Raw genomic sequence first — 23,697 nt, 5'->3', positions numbered from 1 at the left:
ACCGGGAGAGGGAATAAACACTAAAAACGGCAACATGCGTTGCCGTTTTGCTTTTACCTGTCCCAGTACGCCTCTTCGAGGCTGTCTTCCCTTTCCGGCAGACCACGCGTTAAGCGCGGAGAGTGCTGGTTCAGCACCTGATAACTTACGCGGTTCGCATACTTACATACCTGCGCCAGCGACGAATAGGTCAGCCAGCTGAACTTATGCTTGCTTGAATTCGGCACGTTGGTTTTGTGGTAAGCATTGGCGGTGATATCGTGCAGCAACGCCGCCAGCGCACCGTCGCCCGCGCCGTTGGTGTTCATGATCTTCTCCGGCCCGCCCATATACGGAGCGATGTGCGAGTAGATACGCAGCGGATTAACACAGTCTTTAAAACGCATACCGCGGCTGAACTCATACTGGTTGAACTCGGCGATGGCGCCAGGGAGCAGCGGATGCTGGGTTTTGCGTTTGCTCTCTTCTTCCGTGAAGCCAGCCATATACAGACCGACCGGTCCGGCGGTGCAGAGCACCAGATCCACCCAGTCCAGCGCTTTGTCGGACGCCAGCAGCGGATCGCTCTCGCCGGTGAGGGCCTCAGCCTCTTCTTCGTTCATCGCCAGAATGGAGACATGCTCTTTCAGGAAGGCCTGCCACCACTCCGGGTTGTCGGCAATCACAAATTTCGTTCCCAGCGTCAGGACCACCGGCACATCGTACTTCTTCGCGTACTCAATCGCCTTCATGGTGGCTTCCGGCATCGGCTCGCCCGGCTTGCAGCGCACCAGGTAGGAGGTGAGCACCAGCGCCGACGCGCCCGCAATCACCTCTTCCGGAATACTCTCTGCACGCAGTTTGTTCATGTGGCCAGGGCTGATGGCGAAGGTTCGCTCACCGGATTCCCCGATCAGCGTAAAGCAGCGGCCAATCGGGCCGTCGACGCCCTGGAGATAGTTCAGGTCGGTACGACTGGAGGTGTTGCACAGGTAACGATAGGCGTAGCCACCAATTTCGATGTTACTGCACATCACGCCGAGCAGCACCGAGCGGTCGTCTGCCAGAACGGAGTAGTTGTGCATGGTATTGCCAATGGTGCCGCCGGCAAACTGATGGGAGATCAGATTGTCACGCACCAGCTCCTGATACAGGGCTTCGGCAACGTCATCTTCGATCACCAGCGAGTGCCCGGCGCTCAGACCATAACGGGCGACAAACGCATCATCCACTTTCGCTTCAATGTCCACCAGCGTCTGATCGATACCGACGACCCATGCCGCACTGGTTTCATTTTCTGGCTGAATTTGCTGCAGGAGCGGATCGCGGGCATCAACGGGGAAGTAGTGTTTGGATTTGCGTTTACCGGGAAATTTCATGGTCTGAACTGTGCAAAGAATATGGGCCGGGAATGGTAGCACAAACCCGGCCCGAAGTGCGATCAGCGGCTGTTTTTCACCAGCGAGACCATCATGTCGATATGCTCAGGGGAGTCGTTAAGTGCCGGAATGTACTCGTACTTCTCACCGCCTGCCTCAAGGAAGAACTCCCGGTTTTGCACCGCGATCTCCTCCAGCGTTTCCAGGCAATCGGCCGAGAAGCCCGGGGACATTACCTGAATATGCTTCACGCCTTTCTCGCCGAGCATTTTGAGGGTTTCATCCGTATACGGCGTCAACCACGGCTCGCGACCAAAGCGCGACTGGAAAGTCATCATCACCTTCTCCGGCGGCAGGCCGAGCGCGGAGACCAGCTCACGGGTGGTATCGCGACAGCGCTGCGGATAATCATCCCCTTCGTTGGCGAAACGCTGCGGAATGCCGTGATAGGAGAGCAGCAGCAGATCCGGCTCGCCGTGTTTTTCAAACGACGCGCGCGCGCTGTTGGCAAGCGCTTTGATGTACAGTTCGTTATCGGCGTAGTCGCGAATAAACGTCACGCCCGGAATACGGCGGCGGGTCGCCAGAATGCGGGCCAGCTCGTCCCAGACGGCAGCGACCGTCGAGCAGGAGTACTGCGGGTAGAGTGCCAGCACGACGATGTGGTCCACGCCCTGCGCCAGCAGTGTTTCCACCGCGCTTTCGAGGGACGGTTTTCCGTAGCTCATACCGAGCGCGACGGGCATATCCGGCAGGCGGGCGGCCAGCGCCTTCTCCTGGCGACGGCTGTAGACCATCAGTGGAGAACCCTCTTCCATCCACACGGACTGATAGAGTTTGGCGACGCGCGGAGAACGGATCGGCAGAATGACGCCACGCAGCAGCGGCCACCACAGCAGTCGCGGAAAATCCACGACGCGCGTGTCGCTTAAAAATTGTCGCAGGTAGCGTTTTACCGCGTCTGATGTAGGTGCTTCTGGAGTGCCCAGATTGGCAAGCAGGATGCCGGTTTTCGCCTGACTCATTCACGCCTCTTAACCATTTGAATGGTTGTCAATTGTAGCGGAAATGCGTTTAAACGGAACCCATTGCTGTAATAGGTGAGATGAGAAATATTCTCACCCGGGAGTCCGGGTGAGAGGGGTGCAATTAGCCGAGGATTTTTTCCAGCTCTGCACGCACATCAGCCACGGCTTTGGTGCCGTCAACTTTCGCGTATTTGGTGTTACCCGCCTGCGCTTCTTTGGTGTAGTAGCCGATCAGCGGCGCAGTCATCTGATGGTATTCCACCAGGCGCTTACGCACAGTCTCTTCCTGATCGTCTTTACGGGTGGTCAGCTCTTCGCCGGTCACGTCGTCTTTACCTTCAACCTTAGGTGGGTTGAATTTGATGTGGTAAACGCGGCCAGAAGCAGCGTGTACGCGACGGCCCACGATACGATCAACGATCAGCTCGTCCGGTACATCGAACTCCAGTACGTAATCCACGTTGATGCCCGCTTCTTTCATGGCGTCAGCCTGAGGAATGGTACGTGGGAAGCCGTCCAGCAGGAAACCGTTACGGCAGTCTTCCTGAGCAATGCGCTCTTTGACCAGAGCGATAACCAGCTCGTCAGTCACCAGCTTGCCTGCGTCCATGATGTCTTTCGCTTGTTTACCCAGCTCAGAGCCAGATTTAACAGCAGCGCGCAGCATATCACCGGTGGAGATTTGCGGAATACCGTATTTCTCCATGATGAACTGAGCCTGAGTTCCTTTACCCGCGCCCGGAGCGCCAAGCAGAATAATACGCATTGCGAAAATCCCCTCAAAAGTCGATTCAATTTTTCAAAAGCGCTAAACAATACCACCAGAACGGATGTGGCTCAAGGAAGGCAGGAGGGCTGAAACGGTTAATGAGGGGAGATTATTTGGGGGAGTGCGGTCTGGTGCCCTCACCCCGGCCCTCTCCCACGGGGAGAGGGAGAAGACCAGGGGAGGCGTGGTCAATTACGCCAGCAGCAGCGCATTCACACGTTTAATGAAGAGGTTAGGATCTTCCAGCGTGCCGCGCTCGGCCAGCAGAGACTGATCCAGCAGCAGTTCAACCCACTCGGCAAAACGGGTTTCGTCCTGGGTATCCGCCGCGCGTTTCACCAGCGGGTGATCCGGGTTCAGCTCGAAGATATATTTCACTTCTGGCATCGCCTGACCCGCCGCGGCGAACAGTTTCGCCATCTGGGTACCCATTTCATCCGCATCGGTGGTCACAATCGCCGGGGTATCGGTCAGACGGTGGGTGAAGCGCACCTCTTTCACACGGTCGCCCAGCAGGGTTTTCACGCGCTCAACGAACGGCTCCAGCGCCTTCTCGGCTTCTTTCGCGCTTTCATCCACTTCATCCGCCAGCTTATCGATGGACTCGTCGGCTTTGGCAACAGACTGGAATGGCTTACCGTCGAACTCGGTCAGGTAGTTCATCATCCACTCGTCGATGCGGTCAGAAAGCAGCAGCACTTCGATGCCTTTCTTACGCAGCAGTTCCAGGTGTGGGCTGCTCTTCGCCGCGGCGTAGCTGTCGGCGGTGATGTAGTAGATCTTCTCCTGCCCTTCTTTCATGCGGGAGACGTACTCTTCCAGCGACACGGTCTGCGCGGAGGAGTCGGTGTGCGTAGAGGCAAAGCGCAGCAGTTTAGCGATCGCTTCCACGTTCGCGGTGTCTTCCGCCGGGCCTTCTTTCAGCACCAGGCCGAACTGTTTCCAGAAGGTCTGGTATTTTTCCGCGTCGTCTTTCGCCAGTTTTTCCAGCATCTGCAGCGTACGTTTGGTCAGCGCGTTACGCAGGTTGCGGGTCACGGTGCTGTCCTGCAGAATTTCACGGGAGACGTTCAGCGGCAGATCGTTGGAATCAATCAGACCACGGACAAAGCGCAGGTAGTTCGGCATGAACTGCTCGGCGTCGTCCATGATGAAGACGCGCTGAACGTAAAGCTTCAGGCCGTGCTTGTGATCGCGGTTCCACATATCCCACGGCGCCTGCGACGGGATATACAGCAGGCTGGTGTACTCCTGCTTACCTTCCACACGGTTATGGCTCCAGGTCAGCGGATCGGTAAAGTCGTGGGCGATGTGTTTGTAGAACTCGTTGTATTCGTCGTCCTTGATTTCAGCCTTATTGCGCGTCCACAGGGCCTGCGCCTTGTTGATTTTCTCCCAGGAGACCACAGTTTCACCGTCTTTCTCTTCCTGTTTTTCAATCTCAACCGGTAGGGCAATGTGGTCGGAATATTTGCTGATGATGGAGCGCACGCGCCAGTCGTTCAGGAAATCGTCTTCGCCTTCACGCAGGTGCAGGGTGATTTCGGTGCCGCGATCCGCTTTGGTGATGTCATCAACGGTGTATTCACCTTCACCTTTGGATTCCCAGAACACGCCGTTTTCCGCGCTGTCGCCCGCCGCACGTGTACGCACGGTGACTTTGTCCGCCACGATAAACGCCGAATAGAAGCCCACGCCGAACTGGCCGATCAGCTGGCTGTCTTTCGCCTGGTCAGAGCCCATAGATTCCAGGAACGCTTTAGTCCCGGATTTGGCGATAGTCCCGAGGTGGTCGATCACCTCGTCGCGGTTCATGCCTATGCCGTTATCGGCGATGGTCAGGGTACGGTTCTCTTTATTGAAAGAGACGCGCACGCGCAGCTCGCCGTCGCCTTCATACAGATCCGGGTTAGACAGCGCGCGGAAGCGCAGCTTGTCCGCCGCATCGGAGGCGTTGGAAATCAGCTCACGCAGGAAGATTTCTTTGTTGGAATACAGGGAATGGATCATCAGGTGCAGAAGCTGTTTTACTTCTGACTGGAAACCACGGGTTTCTTGTCCTTTCATCTAAGTCGACCTCAACAATGCCATTTAATGGGGTTGTAAAACGTTGAGTGAGAGATGGGGATAAGCGGGGAAATTTTCAAGCGGAGGCCGCGAACGCCGCCTCCGTTTGGTCAGAAAATAATCTTGTGACGACCGGCCAGAGAGTGCGACAGCGTGGTGCCATCAACCATCTCCAGCTCACCGCCAACCGGCACACCGTGAGCGATACGGCTGGCGTCAACGCCATACTGCGCGCACAGCTCGGCGATGTAGTTAGCGGTTGCCTCCCCTTCCACCGTCGGGTTGGTGGCGAGGATCACCTCTTTGATGGTCTCGGATTCCAGACGCTGTTCAAGGCGATCAAGACCGATATCATCCGGACCGATACCGTCCAGCGGGGAGAGATGCCCCATCAGCACGAAATAGCGGCCAGAGAACTGCCCGGTTTGTTCGATGGCGTAGATGTCCGCCGGACTCTCCACCACGCAAATCTGACCGTTCTCCTGACGACGCGGATTTGAGCAGATATTACAGACGTCCTGCTCGGTAAAGGTACGGCAATCCGCGCAGTGACCAATTTCTGACATGGCGCGGGTCAGAGCCTGCGCCAGGCGCATCCCGCCGCTGCGGTCGCGCTGCAATAGCGTAAACGCCATACGCTGCGCCGACTTCGGGCCAACGCCCGGCAGGCAGCGCAACGCTTCCATTAACTGCGTGAGCAGCGGACTGGTTTGCATCAGAACGGCATCTTGAAGCCCGGCGGCAGTTGCATACCGCTGGAAACAGAGGCCATTTTCTCTTTCTGGGTTTCGTCGATACGGCGCGCGGCATCGTTAAACGCGGCTGCAACCAGATCTTCCAGCATCTCTTTGTCGTCTTCGAGCAGGCTTGGATCGATTTCAACACGGCGGCAGTTATGCGCACCGTTGATGGTCACCTTGACCAGACCGGCACCGGATTCACCCGTGACTTCCAGCTGAGCGATCTCTTCCTGCATCTTCTGCATTTTTTCCTGCATCTGCTGAGCCTGCTTCATCAGGCCACCCAGACCGCCTTTTCCACCAAACATAGGCTTCTCTCTCTTTCACGTTTAACGATGACAACCGTAAGTCAGACTCACGATCAAATGGGGCGAATACTCTCTTCATCCAGATCGGCGTCGAAGAACCGGCGCAGGGTCTGGATATTGTTATCCGCAATAATCGACTCACGCGCCTGCGCGAGTTTCTCTTCATAAATGGCCTGTCGCCACTCCAGTGGCGTTCGCACCGCCGGATTATCATCTTCAATGATAGTCAATTCAACCGGTGCACCCTGTAATGTGGCGAGCGCCTCCGCCAGCGCCTTTTGCGCGCCAGGGGAATTCAGGTGCCGTTGACCCGGACGCAGATGCAAACGCACCTGATTACCGTCCTGCTCTTTCCAGGCATTCAGCGCGACCTGCTCGACCAGCTTCGGCAGCTGCAGTTTACTGACCTCTGCAGCCCAGGCGTCACGCGCGATAGACTCTTCCGCGAGCTTCGCGGAAAGCTCCGGTGTTTTTTCATGCTCCAGCGCTTTTTTCAGCGCTTTTGGCGTGGCGACCTCTTTCTTCACCTCTTCGACGATGGTCGTCGACTTCCAGCGGTAAGCCTCTTCTTTCACCGGGGCTTTTTGCTCGAGCGCGGACGGTGCCGGGCGCGACTGTACGCGCTCCGTTACCGAGGCCAGTCGTTCAAGCGCGGCGTTGTTAACCGGCCGCGCTCTTCCTGGCGCTGCCGGTTCACTCTTTTTTGGTTTGGTTGCTCCCTGCGCCCGCTGCAACTGGCTGCGGGCGGCAAGCACCGAACTGGTGGCATCCGACAGCGGCACATTTTGTGGCGGCGGCGCTGCCGGCTGTGCTGGTACCTGCTGCGGCGACATCACCGCCGTAGGGGCAGCCGGGGCGAAAGACTGCCGCGGCACTTCTGGCTCTGGCAGCGGCATACGCGGATGGAACGCCAGCGCACGCAGCAGCGTCATTTCAACGCCCATTCTAGGATCCGGCGCAAACGGCAGCTCTTTACGGCCAATCAGTAAGGTCTGGTAGTAAAGCTGCACATCAGCAGGCGGTACGGTGCGGGCAAGTTCACGCATCCGCTGTTCAATGGTCGCCATATCCGCGCCAATCGCCGACGGAGAGAGCTGTAGCATCGCCACGCGGTGCAGCAGGCTAAGCATCTCGACCAGCAGGGCTTCCCACTCGACGCCACGGGCCGCGGCCGCGTTCACCAGCGACATGACGCGCTCACCGTTAGCGGCAATCATGGCTTCAATGAGAGACAGCGCCTGGTCGTCATCCAGCGTGCCGAGCATGGTGCTGACCGCGTCCGTCGACAGTTTACCGTCACCGCTGGCAATCGCCTGATCGGTCAGGCTTAGCGCATCACGCAGGCTGCCGTCCGCCGCGCGGGCCAGCAGTTGCAGGGCGCGCGGTTCGTGGACAATGTGCTCTTCATCGAGAATGTGTTCCAGCTGCGCACGGATCTGCTCAACGTCCAGCGCCTTCAGATGGAACTGCAGGCAGCGCGACAGAATGGTGACCGGCAGCTTTTGCGGATCGGTCGTCGCCAGCAGGAATTTCACATGGGCCGGCGGCTCTTCCAGCGTTTTCAGCAGGGCGTTGAAGCTGTGACGCGACAGCATGTGGACTTCATCGATCAGATAGACCTTGAAGCGGCCACGCGCCGGGGCGTACTGCACGTTATCCAGCAGATCGCGGGTATCTTCAACTTTGGTGCGCGAGGCGGCGTCGATCTCGATCAGATCGACAAAGCGCCCCTGCTCGATCTCACGGCAGTTGTCACATACGCCACACGGCGTGGCGGTGATCCCGGTTTCGCAGTTCAGACCTTTTGCCAGTAAACGGGCAATAGAGGTTTTACCGACGCCGCGGGTACCGGAGAAGAGATAGGCGTGATGGATACGACCTAGCGACAAGCCGTTCGCCAGGGCCGTCAGCACATGTTCCTGACCGACAACGTCGGCAAAGGTTTGTGGTCGCCATTTACGGGCTAACACCTGATAACTCATGGGCAGGCTCTGCAACGCTGGAAGGTGAATTTATGGAGGGGAATGCTATCACAACCTCACCCATTGAGCGAGGTTGTGAAAACCGGGATCAGTGACCCGGGAATGGCACCAAGCTGTAGCTGGTAATACCCTGTTTTTCCAGGCGCTGTTCACCGCCCAGATCGAACAGGTTGATGATGAATGCCGCATCGGTCACTTCACCACCCAGACGACGGATCAGCTTCACGGTCGCTTCGATGGTGCCACCGGTTGCCAGCAGATCGTCAACCACCAGCACTTTGTCGCCAGGCTTGATGGCATCAACATGGATTTCCAGCTGATCGGTGCCGTATTCCAGCTCATAGCTCTCCGCGATGGTTTCACGTGGCAGTTTGCGCGGTTTACGCACCGGCACAAAACCCACGCCCATAGCCAGCGCCACTGGTGCGCCGAACAGGAAGCCACGGGCTTCGGTACCTACTACTTTGGTGATCCCGGCGTTTTTATAACGCTCTACCAGCAGTTCAATGCTGAGGGCGTACGCTTTCGGGTCTTCCAGCAAGCTGGTGACATCACGGAAAAGAATGCCAGGTTTTGGATAGTCCTGGATGCTTTTGATGCTGTTTTTCAGATATTCAAGCTGCTGTGCAGTTGCGGTCATCGGTTTGTGCCTAAATGAAACAGTGTTACTCACAGCGCGCAAAGAGTCGGTAAAGGTAACAATTGCTTAACCTTTAACCAGGCGCGCCTGTGCTCGAAAACGGTCGAATTTACTGGCTGCGCGCAATAATTGCAACAGCCATTATAAGGCTTCAGTGCTTTTGTTGCTTTTCATCAACCACGGGGATCCGCCACATGAAGATAAGCAGGCAGGTCAGGATAACCAGCAGCAGGATCCGCACCCACATCATTTTCACCAGCCATAATGAAATGGCGAAGGTGATGAGGATCACTGCAATCGCACGCGGCTTTGCGCCAGGCGGCATGGCCCGGTGTTTTTGCCAGTAGCGCAAGTACCCGCCAAACCACGAGCGATACAGCAGCCAGTGGTGAAAACGCGGAGATGAGCGGGCAAAACACCAGGCTGCCAGCAGAATAAACGGCGTCGTGGGCAAAAGCGGTAAAACCACGCCCAGCGTGCCCAACACTACCGCGAGCCAGCCAATGATGATTAAAATAGTACGCTGCATAATGCGAATCGTTATCAAACTGAACGGCTACTTTACCACTGGAGCGCGCCTTGAAAATAGCCCTGCTTTTAGAGACGCTGCAAAATCAGCTCATTGCCCTGCGCACGCAGGCGTCACCGCTGATGCAGCATGCGACGCTCAAACCGCGCTTTGACCGGCAGTTATTTCATACCCGAAGTACACTGATGAAAGACTATCTTGACGAAGCGCAGACCAACCTCGATGAACTGCGTCAGGCCGTGAATGACGGTAAACATGAGCAGGTGGCCTGGCTTGCGGAGCACCTCACCAGCCAGATCACCGCCCTGCACCGGGAGATCGCAGCCTGGCCCCTGCGCAGCTGGGACAGCGCGTCCCCGGGCCTCGGAAAATGGCAGCGCAAACGGCTGGAGCACCAGGAGTTTGAACGCCGTCTGTTTGAGATGAAGCGCGAGCGGGAAGCGCGTCTGAACAACAGTGAAACGCTGGAAGAACAGCAGATACTAATGCGCGAGATTGACGCGCTGGAAGGACGTCTTGTCCGTTGCCGTCAGGCGCTGGAAGAGATAGAACGCGTGATTGAACGCCTGACCCGTTAAAAGGAGCCACACATGTCGCTGGAAAATGCCCCGGATGAGGTCAAACTGGCCGTCGATTTGATTATGCTGCTGGAGAATCATGAGATCCCGGCGGAAACGGTGCTGAAGGCGCTGGAGATTGTACGGCGGGATTTTGAGGGAAAATTACCCTCACCCCAGCCCTCTCCCTAAGGGAGAGGGAGAAAATCGTTCCCTCAGCCCTGAGGGCTGAGGGAATAGAGATTAGGCTGGTGTCGGATCGTCACCCTTAATCTCACGCTTCACTTCCGTATGCTCGTCACCTTTCTCATTATGCAGGTGAACCTCAAGCTGGTTGAAAGCAATATTGATATTGTTTTCACGGCACAGACGGTCGATGGAGCGGTTCAGTTCATCCACGGTGTAGCTGCGATCGCGAAGCTCACGCACGTATAAACGCAGCTCGTGATCCAGCGTACTCGGCCCGAAGGTGGTGAAGAAGACGTCTGGCGCAGGCTCGTGCATAACCTTTGGATGCTCTTTTGCGGCCTTCAGCAATACCTCTTTCACCTTATCCAGATCCGAACCGTAGGCTACGCCGAGGCGGATCACCACACGCGTAGTCGTATCAGAGAGCGACCAGTTGATCAGACGCTCGGTCACGAACGCTTTGTTCGGGATGATCACCTCTTTGCGATCGAAGTCGGTAATGGTGGTCGCACGAATGCGGATCTTGCTGACGGTACCGGAGAAGGTCCCGATGGTCACCGTATCGCCGATTCGCACCGGACGTTCGAACAGGATGATCAGGCCGGAAACGAAGTTACCGAAAATCTCCTGCAGGCCAAAACCGAGACCCACAGAGAGGGCTGCCGCCAGCCACTGCAGTTTATCCCACGACACGCCGAGCGAGCCAAAGACCGTCATCGCCCCGACAATAATAATGACGTAGTTGAGGATGGTGGTAATGGCATAGGAGGCCCCCTGACGCAGGTTCAGGCGCGACAGCACCAGCACTTCCAGCAGGCCCGGCAGGTTTCGAATTAGCGCCCAGGCCACCATCGACGACACCACCGCAAACAGCAGGCTACCCATGGTGACGCTCTTCATCACCGCAGCACCGGCTTCGGTCCCGCTGTACTGCCAGAGGGTGATACTGTCGAGATAAGCGAAGACGGTAATCAAATCAGACCAGATAGCCCAGAACATCACCGCGAACAGGGCGATCATCACCAGCATGGTGATACGCAGCGTCTGCTGGTTAACCTGCTCCAGCGCGATGGTCGGCTCTTCCTGCGGCTCCGCCCCTTCAGCGCCCTCTTTCACCTGATGCTGACGACGCGCGATGGCGCGACGATAAGCGATACGGCGAGCCGCCACACTCAGGCCACGCAGCACGGTCTGATAGAGCAGATTCCAGACGATCACCAGATAGACCGTTTCGATCCAGCGTCCGGACAGGCGCAGCGTGGTATAGAAGTAGCCCGTCGCCGTGAGCACCATCAGCGCCAGCGGAATGATTGCCAGCACCGTGACGGTGGCCAGACGAAGATTATGGGACTCTTTATCACGCCAGCTATCGCGACACATCGGCCACATCAGAATGGCTATCAGCAGCAGGTTCAGCAGAATGACCAGCTGACCCAGGACGTCATCCATCAGATGCAGCGGAGAAAGCTCCGAGACCACCGACCAGAAGTGCAGCGGCAGGAGCGCCAGGCTGATGCGGACAATCTGACGACGCCAGTGGCTGGTCAGTTGTTCCGGCATGTTGAAGTGACGTACCGCCACGCCGTCTTTTTCCAGCACTTTCCAGCACACGCCAAACACCAGCCAGAACAGCGCCAGTTTTTTACTGAAGGCCCACAGCAAATCGCTGACGTTAAGCTGCATCGTGAGCAGGATCAGGCCAACCGCCAGAATGATCAGACACACCGGCAGCGCACGAATAAGATCGATCAGAATCGCTTTTGGCGTATGGAGTTGGCTATCGTTGCGCAGTTGCCCCACTTCTGACGCCAGCTTCGCCTGATAGTTCTTCAGCCAACCCAGACGCCAGCGGATCAGGCCGGCAATCAGTAACAGCGGTAATCCCGCCAGGAAGGCAATCATCACCGCGGGCCAGGCTTTCTCCCAGTTGACGGTGATTTTCATGCCCTTAATCTGCGTTTTCAGCGTCTCCGGGAAGGATTTAACCCAGTCCCAGTCCATCGGTTTGTTGCTGTTAACCCAGAAAATCTGCTGGGTCAAAATCTCCTGCAGACTTTTAGACACGCTTACCAATTGCTGCTGGTTGATCTGCAGGTTAATCGCCATCATCAGCTGGTTACCCAGCTGTTTATTGAGCTGGTCGAGGAGCTCGCGGCGCATATCGATTACCTGCAACAGCGCGTCGTGCACTTCCGGGTTCACTTCGCTGGAGTGGCCCTCTTCTATTTTGGCGACAAAGGTATCGCTCTGGAAAAGGGCGTCGCGCTGCTGGTTGACATCAAACTGTTCCAGACGCAAATCGGCAATGCGGTTGGTCATGTCCTCCAGCTCGTCGGCGGACGGCAGCGTCTGCTGTTGCTGGTAGAGAATGCGTGACAGCAGAAGACTGCCTTTCAGGACCGCAATCTGCTCTTTGATGTTGCGTTCAGACTGCAGCGCACGGTCCAGCCAGTTTTTGACTTTGATATTCTGTTGAACCAGCGAGTTGCCGCTTTCGGTCGCCTGAATCAGACGCTCACTCAACTGATGGTTCGCGTCGAGCTCCTGCTTCACCAGCGAATTGGCCTGAATACGGGCGGTTTCGTCCGGCGATACCGCCTCCTGGGCGGTTTTTTCCGTCAGCGTCAGACGCTTGCTGTTCACCGCCTCCTGCAGCAGCTGAAGCTGGTGTTCCAGGCGGTTAATGTTGGCAGTCACGTAGTCACGCTGTTTTTGCAGCGTGTCCTGCAGCACCGTATTCCCTTCCAGGCTTTTACGCTGCTGTTCGATTTGCGCATTGAGTAACGCCTGCTGAACCAGCAGCAGCGTTTGCTGCGTCGGGCGCAGCGTGCCTTCACCCACCGTGGTGCCGTTCAGCCGATTGCGGATTTGCTGCAGCTGCTGAGACGCGGCGTACATCGCGTTTTGCACGCGTTCGGGCTGAGTCTGCAGTGAGACAAGCTGGCTGTTGTAGGTCGCGAGATCCGACTGTGCAGTTTGCAGATCGTCGAGCAGTTGCGCGACACGCGACTCCAGCTGACGCAGCGACAGCGTTGCCAGCGTTTTGCGCGTTTCATCGTCATTATCCACATCGCTCAGGGCACTCAGCGAATCCGTTGCCTTGCGCATGTTTTCAGGCGCCTGCGCCACCTTCTGGCGAAGCTGGGTGGTTTCCGCCTTGACGCGCTCAATTTTATCCAGCGATTCCAGCGTTTCCGTCAGGTCCTGCTGGATGAGTTTTTCCTGAGGCGTGAGATCTTTTTGTTTATTCAGGGTGTCGAGTTGCGACTGAACATCAGCACGTGATGGGATGTCATTGCCGTTATCGGCGCGGGCCCAGGAAAGCGGGGCCGTAGCGAAGAAAAACAGCGTCGCAAAGAGCAATGCAAATACAGGATGTTGCGAGCGATTGGTGTGCAGCATAGTTGTGAGTGATGTCAGAAGATGACCGAAAATAGTCCGGCGTGCAGGATATCACGCTCGCCTGAAGCAGAATAGCGCGAACGTGAGCCTCTGAGATAAATCCTGGAAAGCGTCAGGCGGGCAGTGAAGATTCGCCGCTGCGCAGCGTCGGGCAGAGCTGCAACATTTCCAGTAAAATCGCCACGTAGCTGCGGGCTTCCGCTTTAAGGTCAAAGGATTGCGGGGCAAAAAGCCAGTTTTCCATCAGGCCCGAAATGTAGCTGCGCATCAGAATAGCCGCCCGGCGGGTCAGGAGATTGGCCGGTAACAGTTTAGCCTGCATGCACTGGTTCAGGTTCTGTTCAATACGGTCATAGCTTTCCAGACTAAGGCTGCGTTGCGCCTGCTGCACGACAGCCATCTCTCCCACGAACTCACATTTGTGGAAAATAATTTCCATCATTAACCGACGACGCTCTTCAACTACCGTCGCTTCAAGGATATATACTAATATTTCTCTTAATACTGAGAGTGGATCGTCAGGGAATTTTGCCCGATACTCACTCTCGAGATCGCTAATGCTGGACTCTGAAAGCTCCCAGATTTCACTGAACAGATCTGACTTGTCTTTAAAATGCCAGTAAATCGCTCCCCGCGTAACACCTGCGGCCTGAGCAATCTGAGCCAGCGAGGTTGACGAAACACCCTGCTGAGAAAACAAACGGATTGCCACATCCAGAATGTGTTGTCGGGTTTCAAGTGCTTGTTGTTTGGTTTTTCGTGCCATAAGTGGGTGAATTTACAGGCGTCAGATTTACATACATTTGTGAATGTATGTACCATAGCATGACGATAATATAAACGCAGCAATGGGTTTTTGGACTCAGGACCATTGATCAATTTGAAATCGGACACTCGAGGTTTACATATGAACAAAAACAGAGGGTTAACGCCTCTGGCGGTCGTTCTGATGCTCTCAGGCAGCTTAGCGCTTACAGGATGTGACGACAAACAGGCTCAACAAGGAGCGCAGCAGATGCCGGAAGTTGGCGTTGTGACGCTCAAATCCGAACCTCTCCAGATCACCACCGAATTACCTGGCCGTACAAATGCGTATCGTATTGCGGAAGTTCGTCCTCAGGTAAGCGGCATTATCCTGAAACGTAACTTCACCGAAGGCGGCGATGTGCAAGCCGGTGAGTCTCTGTATCAGATTGATCCTGCAACCTATCAGGCGTCTTATGAAAGTGCGAAAGGCGACCTGGCGAAAGCGGAAGCGGCGGCCAAAATCTCTCAGTTGACGTTGAATCGTTACAAAAAACTGCTCGGTACGCAGTACATCAGCCAACAGGATTACGACACTGCTCTGGCGGATGCACAGCAGGCTAACGCGGCCGTCGTGGCAGCGAAAGCGGCTGTCGAAACCGCGCGCATCAACCTGGCCTATACCAAAGTGACCTCCCCTATCAGCGGTCGTATTGGTAAATCCTCCGTCACGGAAGGGGCTCTGGTGCAGAACGGTCAGGCCACGGCACTGGCTACCGTGCAGCAGCTTGATCCGATCTACGTAGACGTGACGCAGTCCAGCAACGATTTCCTGCGCCTGAAACAGGAGCTGGCAAACGGCACCCTGAAGCAGGAAAACGGCAAAGCCAAAGTGGAGCTGGTGACCAACGACGGCATCAAATACCCGCAGGCAGGTACGCTGGAATTCTCTGATGTGACGGTCGACCAGACCACCGGTTCCATTACCTTACGTGCGATTTTCCCGAACCCTGACCACACCCTGTTGCCAGGTATGTTCGTTCGCGCCCGTCTGGAAGAAGGAACGAATCCAACCGCACTTCTGGTTCCACAGCAGGGTGTGACCCGTACGCCACGCGGCGATGCGAGCGCACTGGTTGTGGGTGCCGGTGACAAAGTCGAAACGCGCAATATCACTGCAACGCAGGCGATTGGCGATAAATGGCTGGTGACGGAAGGTCTGAAAGATGGCGATCGCGTGATTGTTACTGGTTTGCAAAAAGTTCGTCCTGGCGCTCAGGTAAAAGCACAGGAAGTGAAGTCTGACGATAAACAACAAGCTTCGGCCGCTGGCCAGTCAGAACAAACCAAGTCTTAACTTAAACAGGAGCCGTTAAGACATGCCTAATTTCTTTATCGATCGCCCCATATTCGCATGGGTGATCGCCATTATTATCATGCTGGCCGGGGGACTTGCGATCCTGAAGCTGCCTGTTGCGCAATATCCGACCATTGCGCCACCGGCGGTGACGATCTCCGCAACCTACCCGGGGGCTGATGCGAAAACGGTGCAGGATACCGTTACGCAGGTTATCGAACAGAACATGAACGGTATCGATAACCTGATGTACATGTCCTCAAACAGTGACTCCACCGGTACGGTCCAGATCACCCTGACCTTCGAGTCAGGTACCGATGCGGACATCGCGCAGGTGCAGGTGCAGAACAAACTGCAGCTGGCGATGCCACTGCTGCCGCAGGAAGTACAACAGCAGGGTGTGAGCGTCGAGAAATCGTCCAGTAGCTTCCTGATGGTTGTTGGCGTTATCAATACCAACGGCACCATGACGCAGGAGGATATTTCCGACTACGTGGGCGCCAACATGAAGGACGCCATCAGCCGTACTTCCGGTGTGGGTGACGTTCAGCTGTTCGGTTCCCAGTACGCGATGCGTATCTGGATGGATCCGAACAAACTGAACAACTTCCAGCTGACGCCGGTTGACGTCATCAACGCCATTAAAGCGCAGAACGCCCAGGTGGCAGCCGGTCAGTTAGGCGGTACACCGCCGGTGAAAGGCCAGCAGCTTAACGCGTCTATCATCGCGCAGACCCGTCTGACCTCCGCCGATGAGTTCAGCAAAATTCTGCTGAAAGTGAATCAGGACGGTTCGCAGGTTCGCCTGCGTGACGTGGCTAAAGTGGAACTGGGTGGCGAAAACTACGACATCATTGCGAAGTTTAACGGCAAACCGGCTTCCGGTCTGGGTATCAAACTGGCGACCGGTGCTAACGCCCTGGACACCGCAACGGCTATCCGTGCAGAGCTGAAGAAGATGGAACCGTTCTTCCCGTCAGGTCTGAAGATCGTTTATCCCTATGACACCACGCCGTTCGTTAAAATTTCGATTCACGAAGTGGTTAAAACCCTGGTAGAAGCGATCATCCTCGTCTTCCTGGTGATGTATCTGTTCCTGCAGAACTTCCGCGCGACGTTGATCCCAACCATCGCCGTACCGGTCGTCCTGCTCGGAACCTTCGCCATACTGGCGATATTTGGCTACTCGATAAATACCCTGACGATGTTCGGGATGGTGCTCGCCATCGGCTTGCTCGTGGATGACGCCATCGTGGTCGTAGAAAACGTCGAGCGTGTTATGGCGGAAGAAGGTCTGCCGCCGAAGGAAGCAACCCGTAAATCCATGGGTCAGATCCAGGGCGCGCTGGTCGGTATCGCGATGGTGCTGTCCGCGGTATTTATTCCGATGGCCTTCTTCGGGGGCTCTACCGGTGCGATTTACCGTCAGTTCTCCATCACCATTGTTTCTGCAATGGCGCTGTCGGTACTGGTGGCGTTGATCCTGACGCCAGCGCTGTGTGCCACCATGCTGAAACCGGTTCAGAAAGGCGGTCACGGCGAGCATAAAGGGTTCTTCGGCTGGTTTAACCGCATGTTTGATAAGAGCACGCACCACTACACCGACAGCGTAGGCAACATTCTGCGCAGCAACGGTCGTTATCTGCTGCTCTATATCATCATCGTGGTCGGCATGGCCTATCTGTTCGTGCGTCTGCCAAGTTCGTTCCTGCCTGATGAAGACCAGGGCGTGTTCCTGACAATGGCGCAGCTTCCGGCGGGTGCATCGCAAGAGCGTACCCAGAAAGTGCTGGATGAAGTGACGGACTACTACCTCACCAAAGAAAAAGCGAACGTTGAATCGGTGTTTGCGGTTAACGGCTTTGGCTTTGCGGGTCGCGGTCAGAACACCGGTATTGCCTTCGTCTCTCTGAAAGACTGGTCTGAACGTCCGGGCGAAGAGAATAAGGTGGAGGCTATCACCGGCCGTGCAATGGGCACCTTCTCGCAGATAAAAGATGCGATGGTCTTCGCCTTTAACCTGCCAGCGATTGTTGAACTGGGTACGGCGACCGGTTTCGACTTCCAGCTGATCGACCAGGGCGGTCTGGGCCACGAAAAACTGACTCAGGCGCGTAACCAGCTGTTTGGTGAAGTGGCTAAACACCCTGACCTGCTGGTCGGCGTGCGTCCTAACGGTCTGGAAGATACGCCGCAGTACAAGATCGACATCGATCAGGAGAAAGCGCAGGCGCTGGGTGTGTCCATCAGCGACATCAACACCACTCTGGGCGCAGCCTGGGGCGGTAGCTACGTTAACGACTTCATCGACCGCGGTCGTGTGAAGAAAGTGTACGTGATGTCAGAGGCGCAATACCGTATGTTGCCGAACGATATCAACAACTGGTACGTTCGCGGCAGCAATGGTCAGATGGTGCCATTCTCGGCCTTCTCTACCTCGCGCTGGGAATACGGTTCACCGCGTCTGGAACGTTATAACGGGCTTCCATCCATGGAAATTCTGGGTCAGGCCGCACCGGGTCGAAGCACCGGTGAAGCCATGAACCTGATGGAAGAATTAGCCAGCAAACTGCCTGCGGGTATTGGCTATGACTGGACCGGTATGTCCTATCAGGAACGTCTGTCCGGTAACCAGGCCCCTGCCCTGTACGCCATTTCACTGATTGTGGTGTTCCTGTGTCTGGCGGCACTGTATGAGAGCTGGTCAATTCCGTTCTCCGTTATGCTGGTGGTGCCATTGGGGGTGATCGGTGCGCTGCTGGCCGCAACGTTCCGTGGACTGACCAACGACGTGTACTTCCAGGTAGGCCTGCTGACAACCATTGGCTTGTCGGCGAAGAACGCGATACTTATCGTTGAATTCGCCAAAGATCTGATGGAGAAAGAAGGCAAAGGCCTGATCGAGGCCACGCTTGAAGCCGTTCGCATGCGTCTGCGCCCTATTCTGATGACGTCACTGGCATTTATCCTCGGGGTACTGCCGCTGGTTATCAGCTCTGGTGCGGGTTCCGGTGCACAGAACGCGGTAGGTACAGGTGTAATGGGCGGTATGATCACCGCGACCGTACTGGCTATCTTCTTCGTACCGGTATTCTTCGTGGTGGTTCGCCGCCGCTTCAGCCGGAAGAATGAAGATATTGAGCACAGTCATTCGGTAGAACCTCACTGATACCGGTTTCATAGGATAAAAAGGCCGCATTCGCGGCCTTTTTCATTTCAGAAAAAAATCATAAAATACGCTTATTGTCGTTCTATTTATTTTCTGCCATCTTAATAAGACATATCATAATTAGCTGATAACTTAATGGGTGAACTCAGGATTGTTTTAATTCCATTTCACCGCTTAAGTTATTAGGAATATTCCTAATAACAAGTCCATATCCAGAGAACTCTGAATCCGGACTTCATCCAGGTGTTTAAGCTAAATCAATGAAACGTAAGGAAGCGAAAAAAAGCCAGCGTTAATTTGGATAAATGTGTTCATTTGAGGATGCGCTATTGCGTGAACGCTCGCAGGATCTGGTTTTAATTGTAATTTTTCGTAATAGCGCGGTGAAATCCTGATCAGAGTGGCTTATAGTTAGAGTTAACAGGAGCACAGCACCCGTAGGGCTTAGTAAGTAGTATCCATCCCGACAATGATGTTCGGTGAGTAAGAAATCACTCAGAAGGGGATGCGCTATGGACGAGTACTCGCCAAAAAGGCATGATATCGCGCAGTTGAAATTTCTCTGCGAATCCTTGTACCATGACTGCCTTGCCAATCTTGATGAAAGTAATCATGGCTGGGTGAACGATCCAACGTCTGCCATCAATTTACAATTGAATGAGTTGATAGAGCATATCGCGACCTTCGCACTTAATTATAAAATTAAGTACAATGAAGATAATAAGCTGATTGAGCAAATTGACGAATACCTGGATGACACCTTTATGTTGTTCAGCAGCTACGGCATTAACGCACAGGATTTGCAGAAATGGCGTAAATCTGGAAACCGGCTATTCCGTTGTTTCGTCAACGTGAGCAGAGCTAACCCGGTTAGCCTTTCCTGTTAAAATTATTACAATGACTAAGGTGATTTTATGTCTGATAAACCACTCACAAAAACCGATTATTTGATGCGCTTACGACGCTGTCAATCAATTGACACGCTCGAACGTGTTATTGAAAAAAATAAATACGAGCTTTCTGATAATGAACTGACTGTATTTTATTCTGCGGCGGACCACCGCCTTGCTGAGCTGACCATGAATAAACTGTATGACAAAATCCCCCCTTCCGTGTGGAAATTTGTCCGTTAACCTTTGAAGTGTGTCTGTAGAGGTTCTACGCCACATTCTGAGTTGTCTACACCTTTCGAATTACGATCCCGGTATAAAAGCCAGGTCTCCGTGTAAAACGCGATCATTAGCAACTATGTTGTGACGTTAGTCACATGCGCCCTTCGGGAACGTTCCCTTCCTGGCTTATCCCGATTACCCTGCTGTAATCGATTACAGAGAGGTAACCTATGAGCGCAGAAAAACAGAAAATGATTGCGGGTGAACATTACCGTCCTGGCGATGAAACATTACGGGCCGATCGACTGCGTGCCCGCCATCTGGTTCACCGCTATAACCATACCGCCCCCGATGAGAAAACAGAACGCCAGAACATTCTGGCGGAACTGCTGGGTCAAAGCGCAGGCGCGTACATTGAGCCAAGCTTTCGCTGTGACTATGGTTATAACATTTACCTGGGCAAAGAATTTTACGCTAACTTTGACTGCGTGATGCTGGATGTCTGCCCTATCCATATTGGCGATAACTGTATGCTCGCGCCCGGCGTGCATATCTATACGGCCACCCATCCACTGGATGCGGACGAACGCAACAGCGGGATTGAGTATGGCAAACCCGTACGCATTGGCAATAATGTCTGGATCGGCGGACGGGCGGTCATTAACCCGGGCGTCATTGTGGGTGATAATGTGGTGATCGCCTCCGGTGCTGTGGTCACCAAAGATGTCCCGGCCAATGCCGTCGTCGGGGGTAACCCGGCGAAAATTATCAAAATGCTGTGAAGGTGTGGGGGGTCAACTGTTATGGTCTTTCAGCGCGTAACTGTTACTTTTTTCAGTCAAATGGCTCCCCTAAAATAGGCAGATACCCTGTATTCAATAATCATGAAGGCTAAAAATGACCGAAATACAGCGCCTGCTTACCGCCACCATCGACGATCTCAACATCCGCGAAAAGCGCGACAACCGCCCGCGCTTTAGCATTAGTTTTATCCGCAAACACCCAGGCCTGTTTTTGGCAATGTATGCGGCCTGGCTGGCAACGCTGATTGTCATGCTGAAGTCCGAAACGCTGGTGGACTCCGTCTGGCTGCTTGTGGTGCTGTTTGTAGTGTTTAACGCGTTTTTCTTTTTTGACGTGCATCCGCGTTATCGTTATGAAGATATCGACGTGCTCGATTTCCGGGTCTGCTACAACGGCGAATGGTACAACACCCGTTTTGTCCCCCCGGAGCTTATCGACAGCATTCTGCACTCTCCTGCGGTAGAAACCGAACAAAAAGAGAAACTGCAGAAAATGGTCTCAACCAAAGGCCAGCTCTCCTTCTATGATGTCTTTACCCTTTCCCGCCCTGCTGTTGCCTGATGAGTGTCTGTATGCGTCGGATAGCCGACGCATACAGTGAAGCCGACGTATTCCCGTAGCCTAATACCAGACCGCTCTGCCCCTGTTTCGTATCAAGGTAATACCCGCTCAATGCTGCGGGAGCCAGCTGAAACACCCTGGCCTGTTCCACCAGTTGCCTGTCGTCAATTCCGTCAATCGCCACCGTCAGGTGCATTCCCCCTTCCCCCGCCAGAACCCGGTGTGGCACATGAAGTTCCGCATTCAGGGCCTCACGCAGCTGCCGGTAGCGTTTACGATAGAGACGACGCATCGCCGCAAGGTGGCGGGCGTAGTGACCCTCTTCAATGAACAGGGCCAGGGTACGCTGCTCAGCACGATGTCCGCCGCGCAATAACGAACCGATGGCCGGGCGTGCCGCTTTCGCCAGCGCCGGGGGGAACACCATAAACCCCATTCTGAGCGACGGGAATAACGTTTTGCTGAATGTTCCCAGATAAACAACGGGCGCATGGTTTGTCATTCCCAGCATCGCCGGGATCGGCTCACCGCTATAGCGAAACTCGCTGTCATAATCATCCTCGATAATCCAGGCGTTATGTTGTCGCGCCACATCCAGTAAGGCCAGACGCCGCCGTGCACTGAGGACGCTTCCATACGGGAACTGATGCGAAGGAGACGTAAAAATAAGCGAAGGAGATGGCGCCTCTGCGCCTTCCCAGCACATGCCCTCTCCATCAACCGGTATTCCCGTCATGGCTAAACCCGCTTTCACAAAGGCGCTTTTTGCCCCGGCATAGCCGGGATCTTCCACCCAGGCTACATCGCCGGGCTCACTCAACAGCAGGGTGCAGAGATTCACGCCTTCCAGCGCCCCTTCGGTGATCACTATCTGGCTTGCGTCGCAGTCAATCCCGCGGGAAAGCGCAAGGTGACGGGCAATGGCCGCCCGCAAAGCAGGTTCCCCGGCGGGATCGCCGTAACCCAACAGGGCGCTTCCCTCCTCCCGTAACACGCGATCGTACAAGCGCCGCCAGAGCGGTAAGGGAAAATAGTTGATGGCCGGTGTCCCCGGCGTAAAGGCCAGAACCGGCGTGGTACGCGGAACAGGGGCAGGCAGTGTGCTAACCCGCCCGGCAAGCGCAACCGCGGGCGCCGGTAAATCCTGCGCGAGCTGACGGGCCGCCAGCGGAGCCACCCGCGTTCCCTGGCGGCTACGCAACAGATACCCTTCGAGCGTGAGCTGTTCCAGCGCCGCGTTAACGGTGTTTCGGGAAAGGGAGAGTTGCCGGGCCAGCGTCCGGGAACCCGACAGGCGACTACCGGACTGTAATCTGCCGAACAATATATACTCCCGCAGAGAAAGATAAAGCGCGCGCTGTAGCGTCTCTTGTCCGCGTTTTTTCAGCGCCGCATTCAGCAAGGTATACAATTCATCACCGGGAATATTCATCGCCCCTCCTCGTGGTACCACCAAAACATAGCCTGTTGGTTCTTTTTAAGGAACCACTTCTTCACTAGTCTGGAACTCTTTACAACGTCACGGAGATGAAGATGAATAATTTCAATCAGTTTGGGCAGCCTGTGGGCGAAGCGCTTGTTGACTGGCAACCCCGTCAGCATCCTTCCCGGGTGGTCCTTCAGGGCCGCTACTGTCGTCTTGAACCGCTGCGGGTGGAGCATGCTGATGCGTTGTTTGCCGCTTATTCCCAGGCCGAAGATACCCGAAGCTGGACATGGCTACTGCGTGAACCTGATGCCACGGCCGGTGAGTTTGCCGCATGGGTGGAAAGCGTGAGTGAATTATCTGATCCGATACACTTTACCGTCTTCGATAATCAGACCCAGTCACCGGTGGGCACTCTGGCCCTGATGCGTATCGACCCCAAAAATGGCGTTGTGGAGGTGGGACACGTTCATTTCTCGCCGCTGTTAAGCCGCACACCGATGTCAACGGAAGCGCAGTACCTGCTGATGCAATACGTGTTTGATACCCTGGGCTACCGGCGTTATGAATGGAAGTGCAACAGCCTGAATGAGCCTTCCCGCAAAGCTGCGCTGCGTCTGGGCTTTTTGTTTGAGGGGCGTTTTCGTCAGGCGCTGGTCACAAAAGGCCATAACCGGGATACGGACTGGTTTTCGATCATCGACAAAGAGTGGCCAGCGCTGGCGATCGCCTTTGAGAACTGGCTTGCCACCGACAATTTTACTGCCGATGGCAAACAGAAAAGATCCCTGGAAAGCTGGCGTGAAGCGGGCGTCTAGCGTCTTTTTTTACGTCCCTGAACCGCTTTAAAGCGCGGGTTTGATTTGCAAATCACATACAGGCGTCCCTTACGTTTGACTATCTGGCAATCCGGGTGACGCTGTTTCGCACTCCGCAACGAGTTAAGTACCTGCAT

General features: G+C 55.1%; 21 protein-coding genes, 1 pseudogene and 1 other annotated feature. Of the genes and pseudogenes, 9 read left to right on the top strand and 13 right to left on the bottom strand.

The window, feature by feature from the left end; all coding sequences use genetic code 11:
- Window positions 1-53 precede the first annotated feature (53 nt).
- The 9 genes from ACTJJI_RS01195 to ACTJJI_RS01155 all read right to left on the bottom strand — a co-directional run bounded on the left by ACTJJI_RS01195 (window position 54) and on the right by ACTJJI_RS01155 (window position 9,421).
- Window positions 54-1,358 carry an inosine/guanosine kinase gene (locus tag ACTJJI_RS01195; protein WP_440652738.1) on the bottom strand — a complete coding sequence of 435 codons (1,305 nt, stop codon included), beginning with the start codon at window positions 1,356-1,358 and terminating at the stop codon, window positions 54-56.
- Window positions 1,359-1,420: 62 nt separating this feature from the next.
- Window positions 1,421-2,383 carry a ferrochelatase gene (hemH, locus tag ACTJJI_RS01190; RefSeq protein WP_014830912.1) on the bottom strand — a complete coding sequence of 321 codons (963 nt, stop codon included), beginning with the start codon at window positions 2,381-2,383 and terminating at the stop codon, window positions 1,421-1,423.
- Between the two features lie 124 nt (window positions 2,384-2,507).
- Window positions 2,508-3,152, bottom strand: a complete 645-nt coding sequence (adk, locus tag ACTJJI_RS01185) for an adenylate kinase (protein WP_006809841.1) — start codon at window positions 3,150-3,152, stop codon at window positions 2,508-2,510.
- A 195-nt stretch (window positions 3,153-3,347) separates the two neighbouring features.
- A complete protein-coding gene (gene htpG, locus ACTJJI_RS01180) occupies window positions 3,348-5,222 on the bottom strand; it encodes a molecular chaperone HtpG (protein ID WP_023620089.1) in 1,875 nt (624 codons plus the stop codon).
- Between the two features lie 110 nt (window positions 5,223-5,332).
- A complete protein-coding gene (gene recR, locus ACTJJI_RS01175) occupies window positions 5,333-5,938 on the bottom strand; it encodes a recombination mediator RecR (RefSeq protein WP_013095898.1) in 606 nt (201 codons plus the stop codon).
- Window positions 5,938-6,270, bottom strand: coding sequence for a YbaB/EbfC family nucleoid-associated protein (locus ACTJJI_RS01170; RefSeq protein ID WP_003858972.1), 333 nt, complete (start codon window positions 6,268-6,270; stop codon window positions 5,938-5,940). Before ACTJJI_RS01170 ends, recR begins: the two co-directional genes overlap by 1 nt.
- Window positions 6,271-6,323: 53 nt before the next feature.
- A complete protein-coding gene (gene dnaX / locus ACTJJI_RS01165; protein ID WP_046888906.1) occupies window positions 6,324-8,252 on the bottom strand; it encodes a DNA polymerase III subunit gamma/tau in 1,929 nt (642 codons plus the stop codon).
- Window positions 6,930-6,994: a sequence feature (DnaX frameshifting element), on the bottom strand. It overlaps the preceding gene by 65 nt.
- 88 nt (window positions 8,253-8,340) lie before the next feature.
- Window positions 8,341-8,892, bottom strand: a complete 552-nt coding sequence (gene apt / locus ACTJJI_RS01160; RefSeq protein ID WP_000127359.1) for an adenine phosphoribosyltransferase — start codon at window positions 8,890-8,892, stop codon at window positions 8,341-8,343.
- Window positions 8,893-9,043: 151 nt separating this feature from the next.
- On the bottom strand, window positions 9,044-9,421 hold the full coding sequence (locus tag ACTJJI_RS01155; RefSeq protein WP_046888905.1) for a DUF454 family protein: 378 nt from the start codon (window positions 9,419-9,421) through the stop codon (window positions 9,044-9,046).
- Between the two features lie 50 nt (window positions 9,422-9,471).
- On the opposite strand from ACTJJI_RS01155, the gene priC reads away from it, so the two are divergent.
- Both priC and rsmS read left to right on the top strand, forming a co-directional pair.
- Window positions 9,472-9,999, top strand: coding sequence for a primosomal replication protein N'' (gene priC / locus ACTJJI_RS01150; RefSeq protein WP_050860794.1), 528 nt, complete (start codon window positions 9,472-9,474; stop codon window positions 9,997-9,999).
- 12 nt (window positions 10,000-10,011) lie between these two features.
- Window positions 10,012-10,210, top strand: a pseudogene (rsmS, locus tag ACTJJI_RS01145) (pleiotropic regulatory protein RsmS).
- 11 nt (window positions 10,211-10,221) lie between these two features.
- Here rsmS and mscK read toward each other — a convergent pair.
- Both mscK and acrR read right to left on the bottom strand, forming a co-directional pair.
- Window positions 10,222-13,569, bottom strand: a complete 3,348-nt coding sequence (gene mscK / locus ACTJJI_RS01140; protein ID WP_440652734.1) for a mechanosensitive channel MscK — start codon at window positions 13,567-13,569, stop codon at window positions 10,222-10,224.
- A 112-nt stretch (window positions 13,570-13,681) separates the two neighbouring features.
- Entirely contained in the window at window positions 13,682-14,335 is a 654-nt protein-coding gene (gene acrR / locus ACTJJI_RS01135) for a multidrug efflux transporter transcriptional repressor AcrR (protein WP_014830904.1), read from the bottom strand.
- A 141-nt stretch (window positions 14,336-14,476) separates the two neighbouring features.
- Here acrR and acrA point away from each other — a divergent pair, with 141 nt between their 5' ends.
- From acrA to ACTJJI_RS01105, 6 genes are all read left to right on the top strand, one after another.
- Window positions 14,477-15,670, top strand: a complete 1,194-nt coding sequence (gene acrA / locus ACTJJI_RS01130) for a multidrug efflux RND transporter periplasmic adaptor subunit AcrA (RefSeq protein WP_014830903.1) — start codon at window positions 14,477-14,479, stop codon at window positions 15,668-15,670.
- Between the two features lie 22 nt (window positions 15,671-15,692).
- Window positions 15,693-18,839 carry a multidrug efflux RND transporter permease subunit AcrB gene (acrB, locus tag ACTJJI_RS01125; protein WP_440652731.1) on the top strand — a complete coding sequence of 1,049 codons (3,147 nt, stop codon included), beginning with the start codon at window positions 15,693-15,695 and terminating at the stop codon, window positions 18,837-18,839.
- A gap of 512 nt (window positions 18,840-19,351) precedes the next feature.
- Window positions 19,352-19,726, top strand: coding sequence for an Hha toxicity modulator TomB (tomB, locus tag ACTJJI_RS01120; RefSeq protein WP_008499288.1), 375 nt, complete (start codon window positions 19,352-19,354; stop codon window positions 19,724-19,726).
- Between the two features lie 27 nt (window positions 19,727-19,753).
- Window positions 19,754-19,972, top strand: coding sequence for an HHA domain-containing protein (locus tag ACTJJI_RS01115; RefSeq protein WP_013095889.1), 219 nt, complete (start codon window positions 19,754-19,756; stop codon window positions 19,970-19,972).
- 209 nt (window positions 19,973-20,181) lie between these two features.
- Window positions 20,182-20,733 (top strand): maltose O-acetyltransferase, encoded by a 552-nt coding sequence (gene maa, locus ACTJJI_RS01110; protein ID WP_440652728.1) that lies wholly within the window; start codon window positions 20,182-20,184, stop codon window positions 20,731-20,733.
- Between the two features lie 115 nt (window positions 20,734-20,848).
- The gene (locus ACTJJI_RS01105) at window positions 20,849-21,316 is read left to right on the top strand and encodes a YlaC family protein (RefSeq protein WP_014830900.1); all 468 of its coding nucleotides are present in this window, start codon (window positions 20,849-20,851) and stop codon (window positions 21,314-21,316) included.
- Here the strand turns inward: ACTJJI_RS01105 and pdxR are convergent.
- Window positions 21,288-22,748, bottom strand: coding sequence for a MocR-like pyridoxine biosynthesis transcription factor PdxR (gene pdxR, locus ACTJJI_RS01100; RefSeq protein WP_440652726.1), 1,461 nt, complete (start codon window positions 22,746-22,748; stop codon window positions 21,288-21,290). The genes ACTJJI_RS01105 and pdxR overlap by 29 nt on opposite strands.
- A 101-nt stretch (window positions 22,749-22,849) precedes the next feature.
- Here pdxR and ACTJJI_RS01095 point away from each other — a divergent pair, with 101 nt between their 5' ends.
- The gene (locus ACTJJI_RS01095; protein WP_440652724.1) at window positions 22,850-23,560 is read left to right on the top strand and encodes a GNAT family N-acetyltransferase; all 711 of its coding nucleotides are present in this window, start codon (window positions 22,850-22,852) and stop codon (window positions 23,558-23,560) included.
- Here the strand turns inward: ACTJJI_RS01095 and ykgO are convergent.
- Window positions 23,557-23,697 carry a type B 50S ribosomal protein L36 gene (gene ykgO, locus ACTJJI_RS01090; RefSeq protein WP_003859006.1) on the bottom strand — a complete coding sequence of 47 codons (141 nt, stop codon included), beginning with the start codon at window positions 23,695-23,697 and terminating at the stop codon, window positions 23,557-23,559. The two genes, ACTJJI_RS01095 and ykgO, sit on opposite strands and share 4 nt — an antisense overlap.

The sequence above is a fragment of the Enterobacter sp. 22466 genome (genome assembly GCF_052044775.1).
GTDB classification, from domain to species: Bacteria; Pseudomonadota; Gammaproteobacteria; order Enterobacterales; family Enterobacteriaceae; genus Enterobacter; species Enterobacter dissolvens.
Note: the sequence above shows the minus strand (reverse complement) of the source record. Positions and strands in the feature narration are given on the sequence as shown.

Excerpts from the sequence above, each read along its gene's own strand:
- htpG (WP_023620089.1), bottom strand. The coding sequence starts at position 5,222 with ATGAAAGGACAAGAAACCCGTGGTTTCCAGTCAGAAGTAAAACAGCTT.
- pdxR (WP_440652726.1), bottom strand. The coding sequence starts at position 22,748 with ATGAATATTCCCGGTGATGAATTGTATACCTTGCTGAATGCGGCGCTG.
- ACTJJI_RS01170 (WP_003858972.1), bottom strand. The coding sequence starts at position 6,270 with ATGTTTGGTGGAAAAGGCGGTCTGGGTGGCCTGATGAAGCAGGCTCAG.
- hemH (WP_014830912.1), bottom strand. The coding sequence starts at position 2,383 with ATGAGTCAGGCGAAAACCGGCATCCTGCTTGCCAATCTGGGCACTCCA.
- acrA (WP_014830903.1), top strand. The coding sequence starts at position 14,477 with ATGAACAAAAACAGAGGGTTAACGCCTCTGGCGGTCGTTCTGATGCTC.
- ACTJJI_RS01195 (WP_440652738.1), bottom strand. The coding sequence starts at position 1,358 with ATGAAATTTCCCGGTAAACGCAAATCCAAACACTACTTCCCCGTTGAT.
- tomB (WP_008499288.1), top strand. The coding sequence starts at position 19,352 with ATGGACGAGTACTCGCCAAAAAGGCATGATATCGCGCAGTTGAAATTT.
- mscK (WP_440652734.1), bottom strand. The coding sequence starts at position 13,569 with ATGCTGCACACCAATCGCTCGCAACATCCTGTATTTGCATTGCTCTTT.
- apt (WP_000127359.1), bottom strand. The coding sequence starts at position 8,892 with ATGACCGCAACTGCACAGCAGCTTGAATATCTGAAAAACAGCATCAAA.
- ACTJJI_RS01155 (WP_046888905.1), bottom strand. The coding sequence starts at position 9,421 with ATGCAGCGTACTATTTTAATCATCATTGGCTGGCTCGCGGTAGTGTTG.
- ACTJJI_RS01105 (WP_014830900.1), top strand. The coding sequence starts at position 20,849 with ATGACCGAAATACAGCGCCTGCTTACCGCCACCATCGACGATCTCAAC.
- ykgO (WP_003859006.1), bottom strand. The coding sequence starts at position 23,697 with ATGCAGGTACTTAACTCGTTGCGGAGTGCGAAACAGCGTCACCCGGAT.
- acrR (WP_014830904.1), bottom strand. The coding sequence starts at position 14,335 with ATGGCACGAAAAACCAAACAACAAGCACTTGAAACCCGACAACACATT.
- acrB (WP_440652731.1), top strand. The coding sequence starts at position 15,693 with ATGCCTAATTTCTTTATCGATCGCCCCATATTCGCATGGGTGATCGCC.
- maa (WP_440652728.1), top strand. The coding sequence starts at position 20,182 with ATGAGCGCAGAAAAACAGAAAATGATTGCGGGTGAACATTACCGTCCT.
- ACTJJI_RS01115 (WP_013095889.1), top strand. The coding sequence starts at position 19,754 with ATGTCTGATAAACCACTCACAAAAACCGATTATTTGATGCGCTTACGA.
- adk (WP_006809841.1), bottom strand. The coding sequence starts at position 3,152 with ATGCGTATTATTCTGCTTGGCGCTCCGGGCGCGGGTAAAGGAACTCAG.
- ACTJJI_RS01095 (WP_440652724.1), top strand. The coding sequence starts at position 22,850 with ATGAATAATTTCAATCAGTTTGGGCAGCCTGTGGGCGAAGCGCTTGTT.
- recR (WP_013095898.1), bottom strand. The coding sequence starts at position 5,938 with ATGCAAACCAGTCCGCTGCTCACGCAGTTAATGGAAGCGTTGCGCTGC.
- dnaX (WP_046888906.1), bottom strand. The coding sequence starts at position 8,252 with ATGAGTTATCAGGTGTTAGCCCGTAAATGGCGACCACAAACCTTTGCC.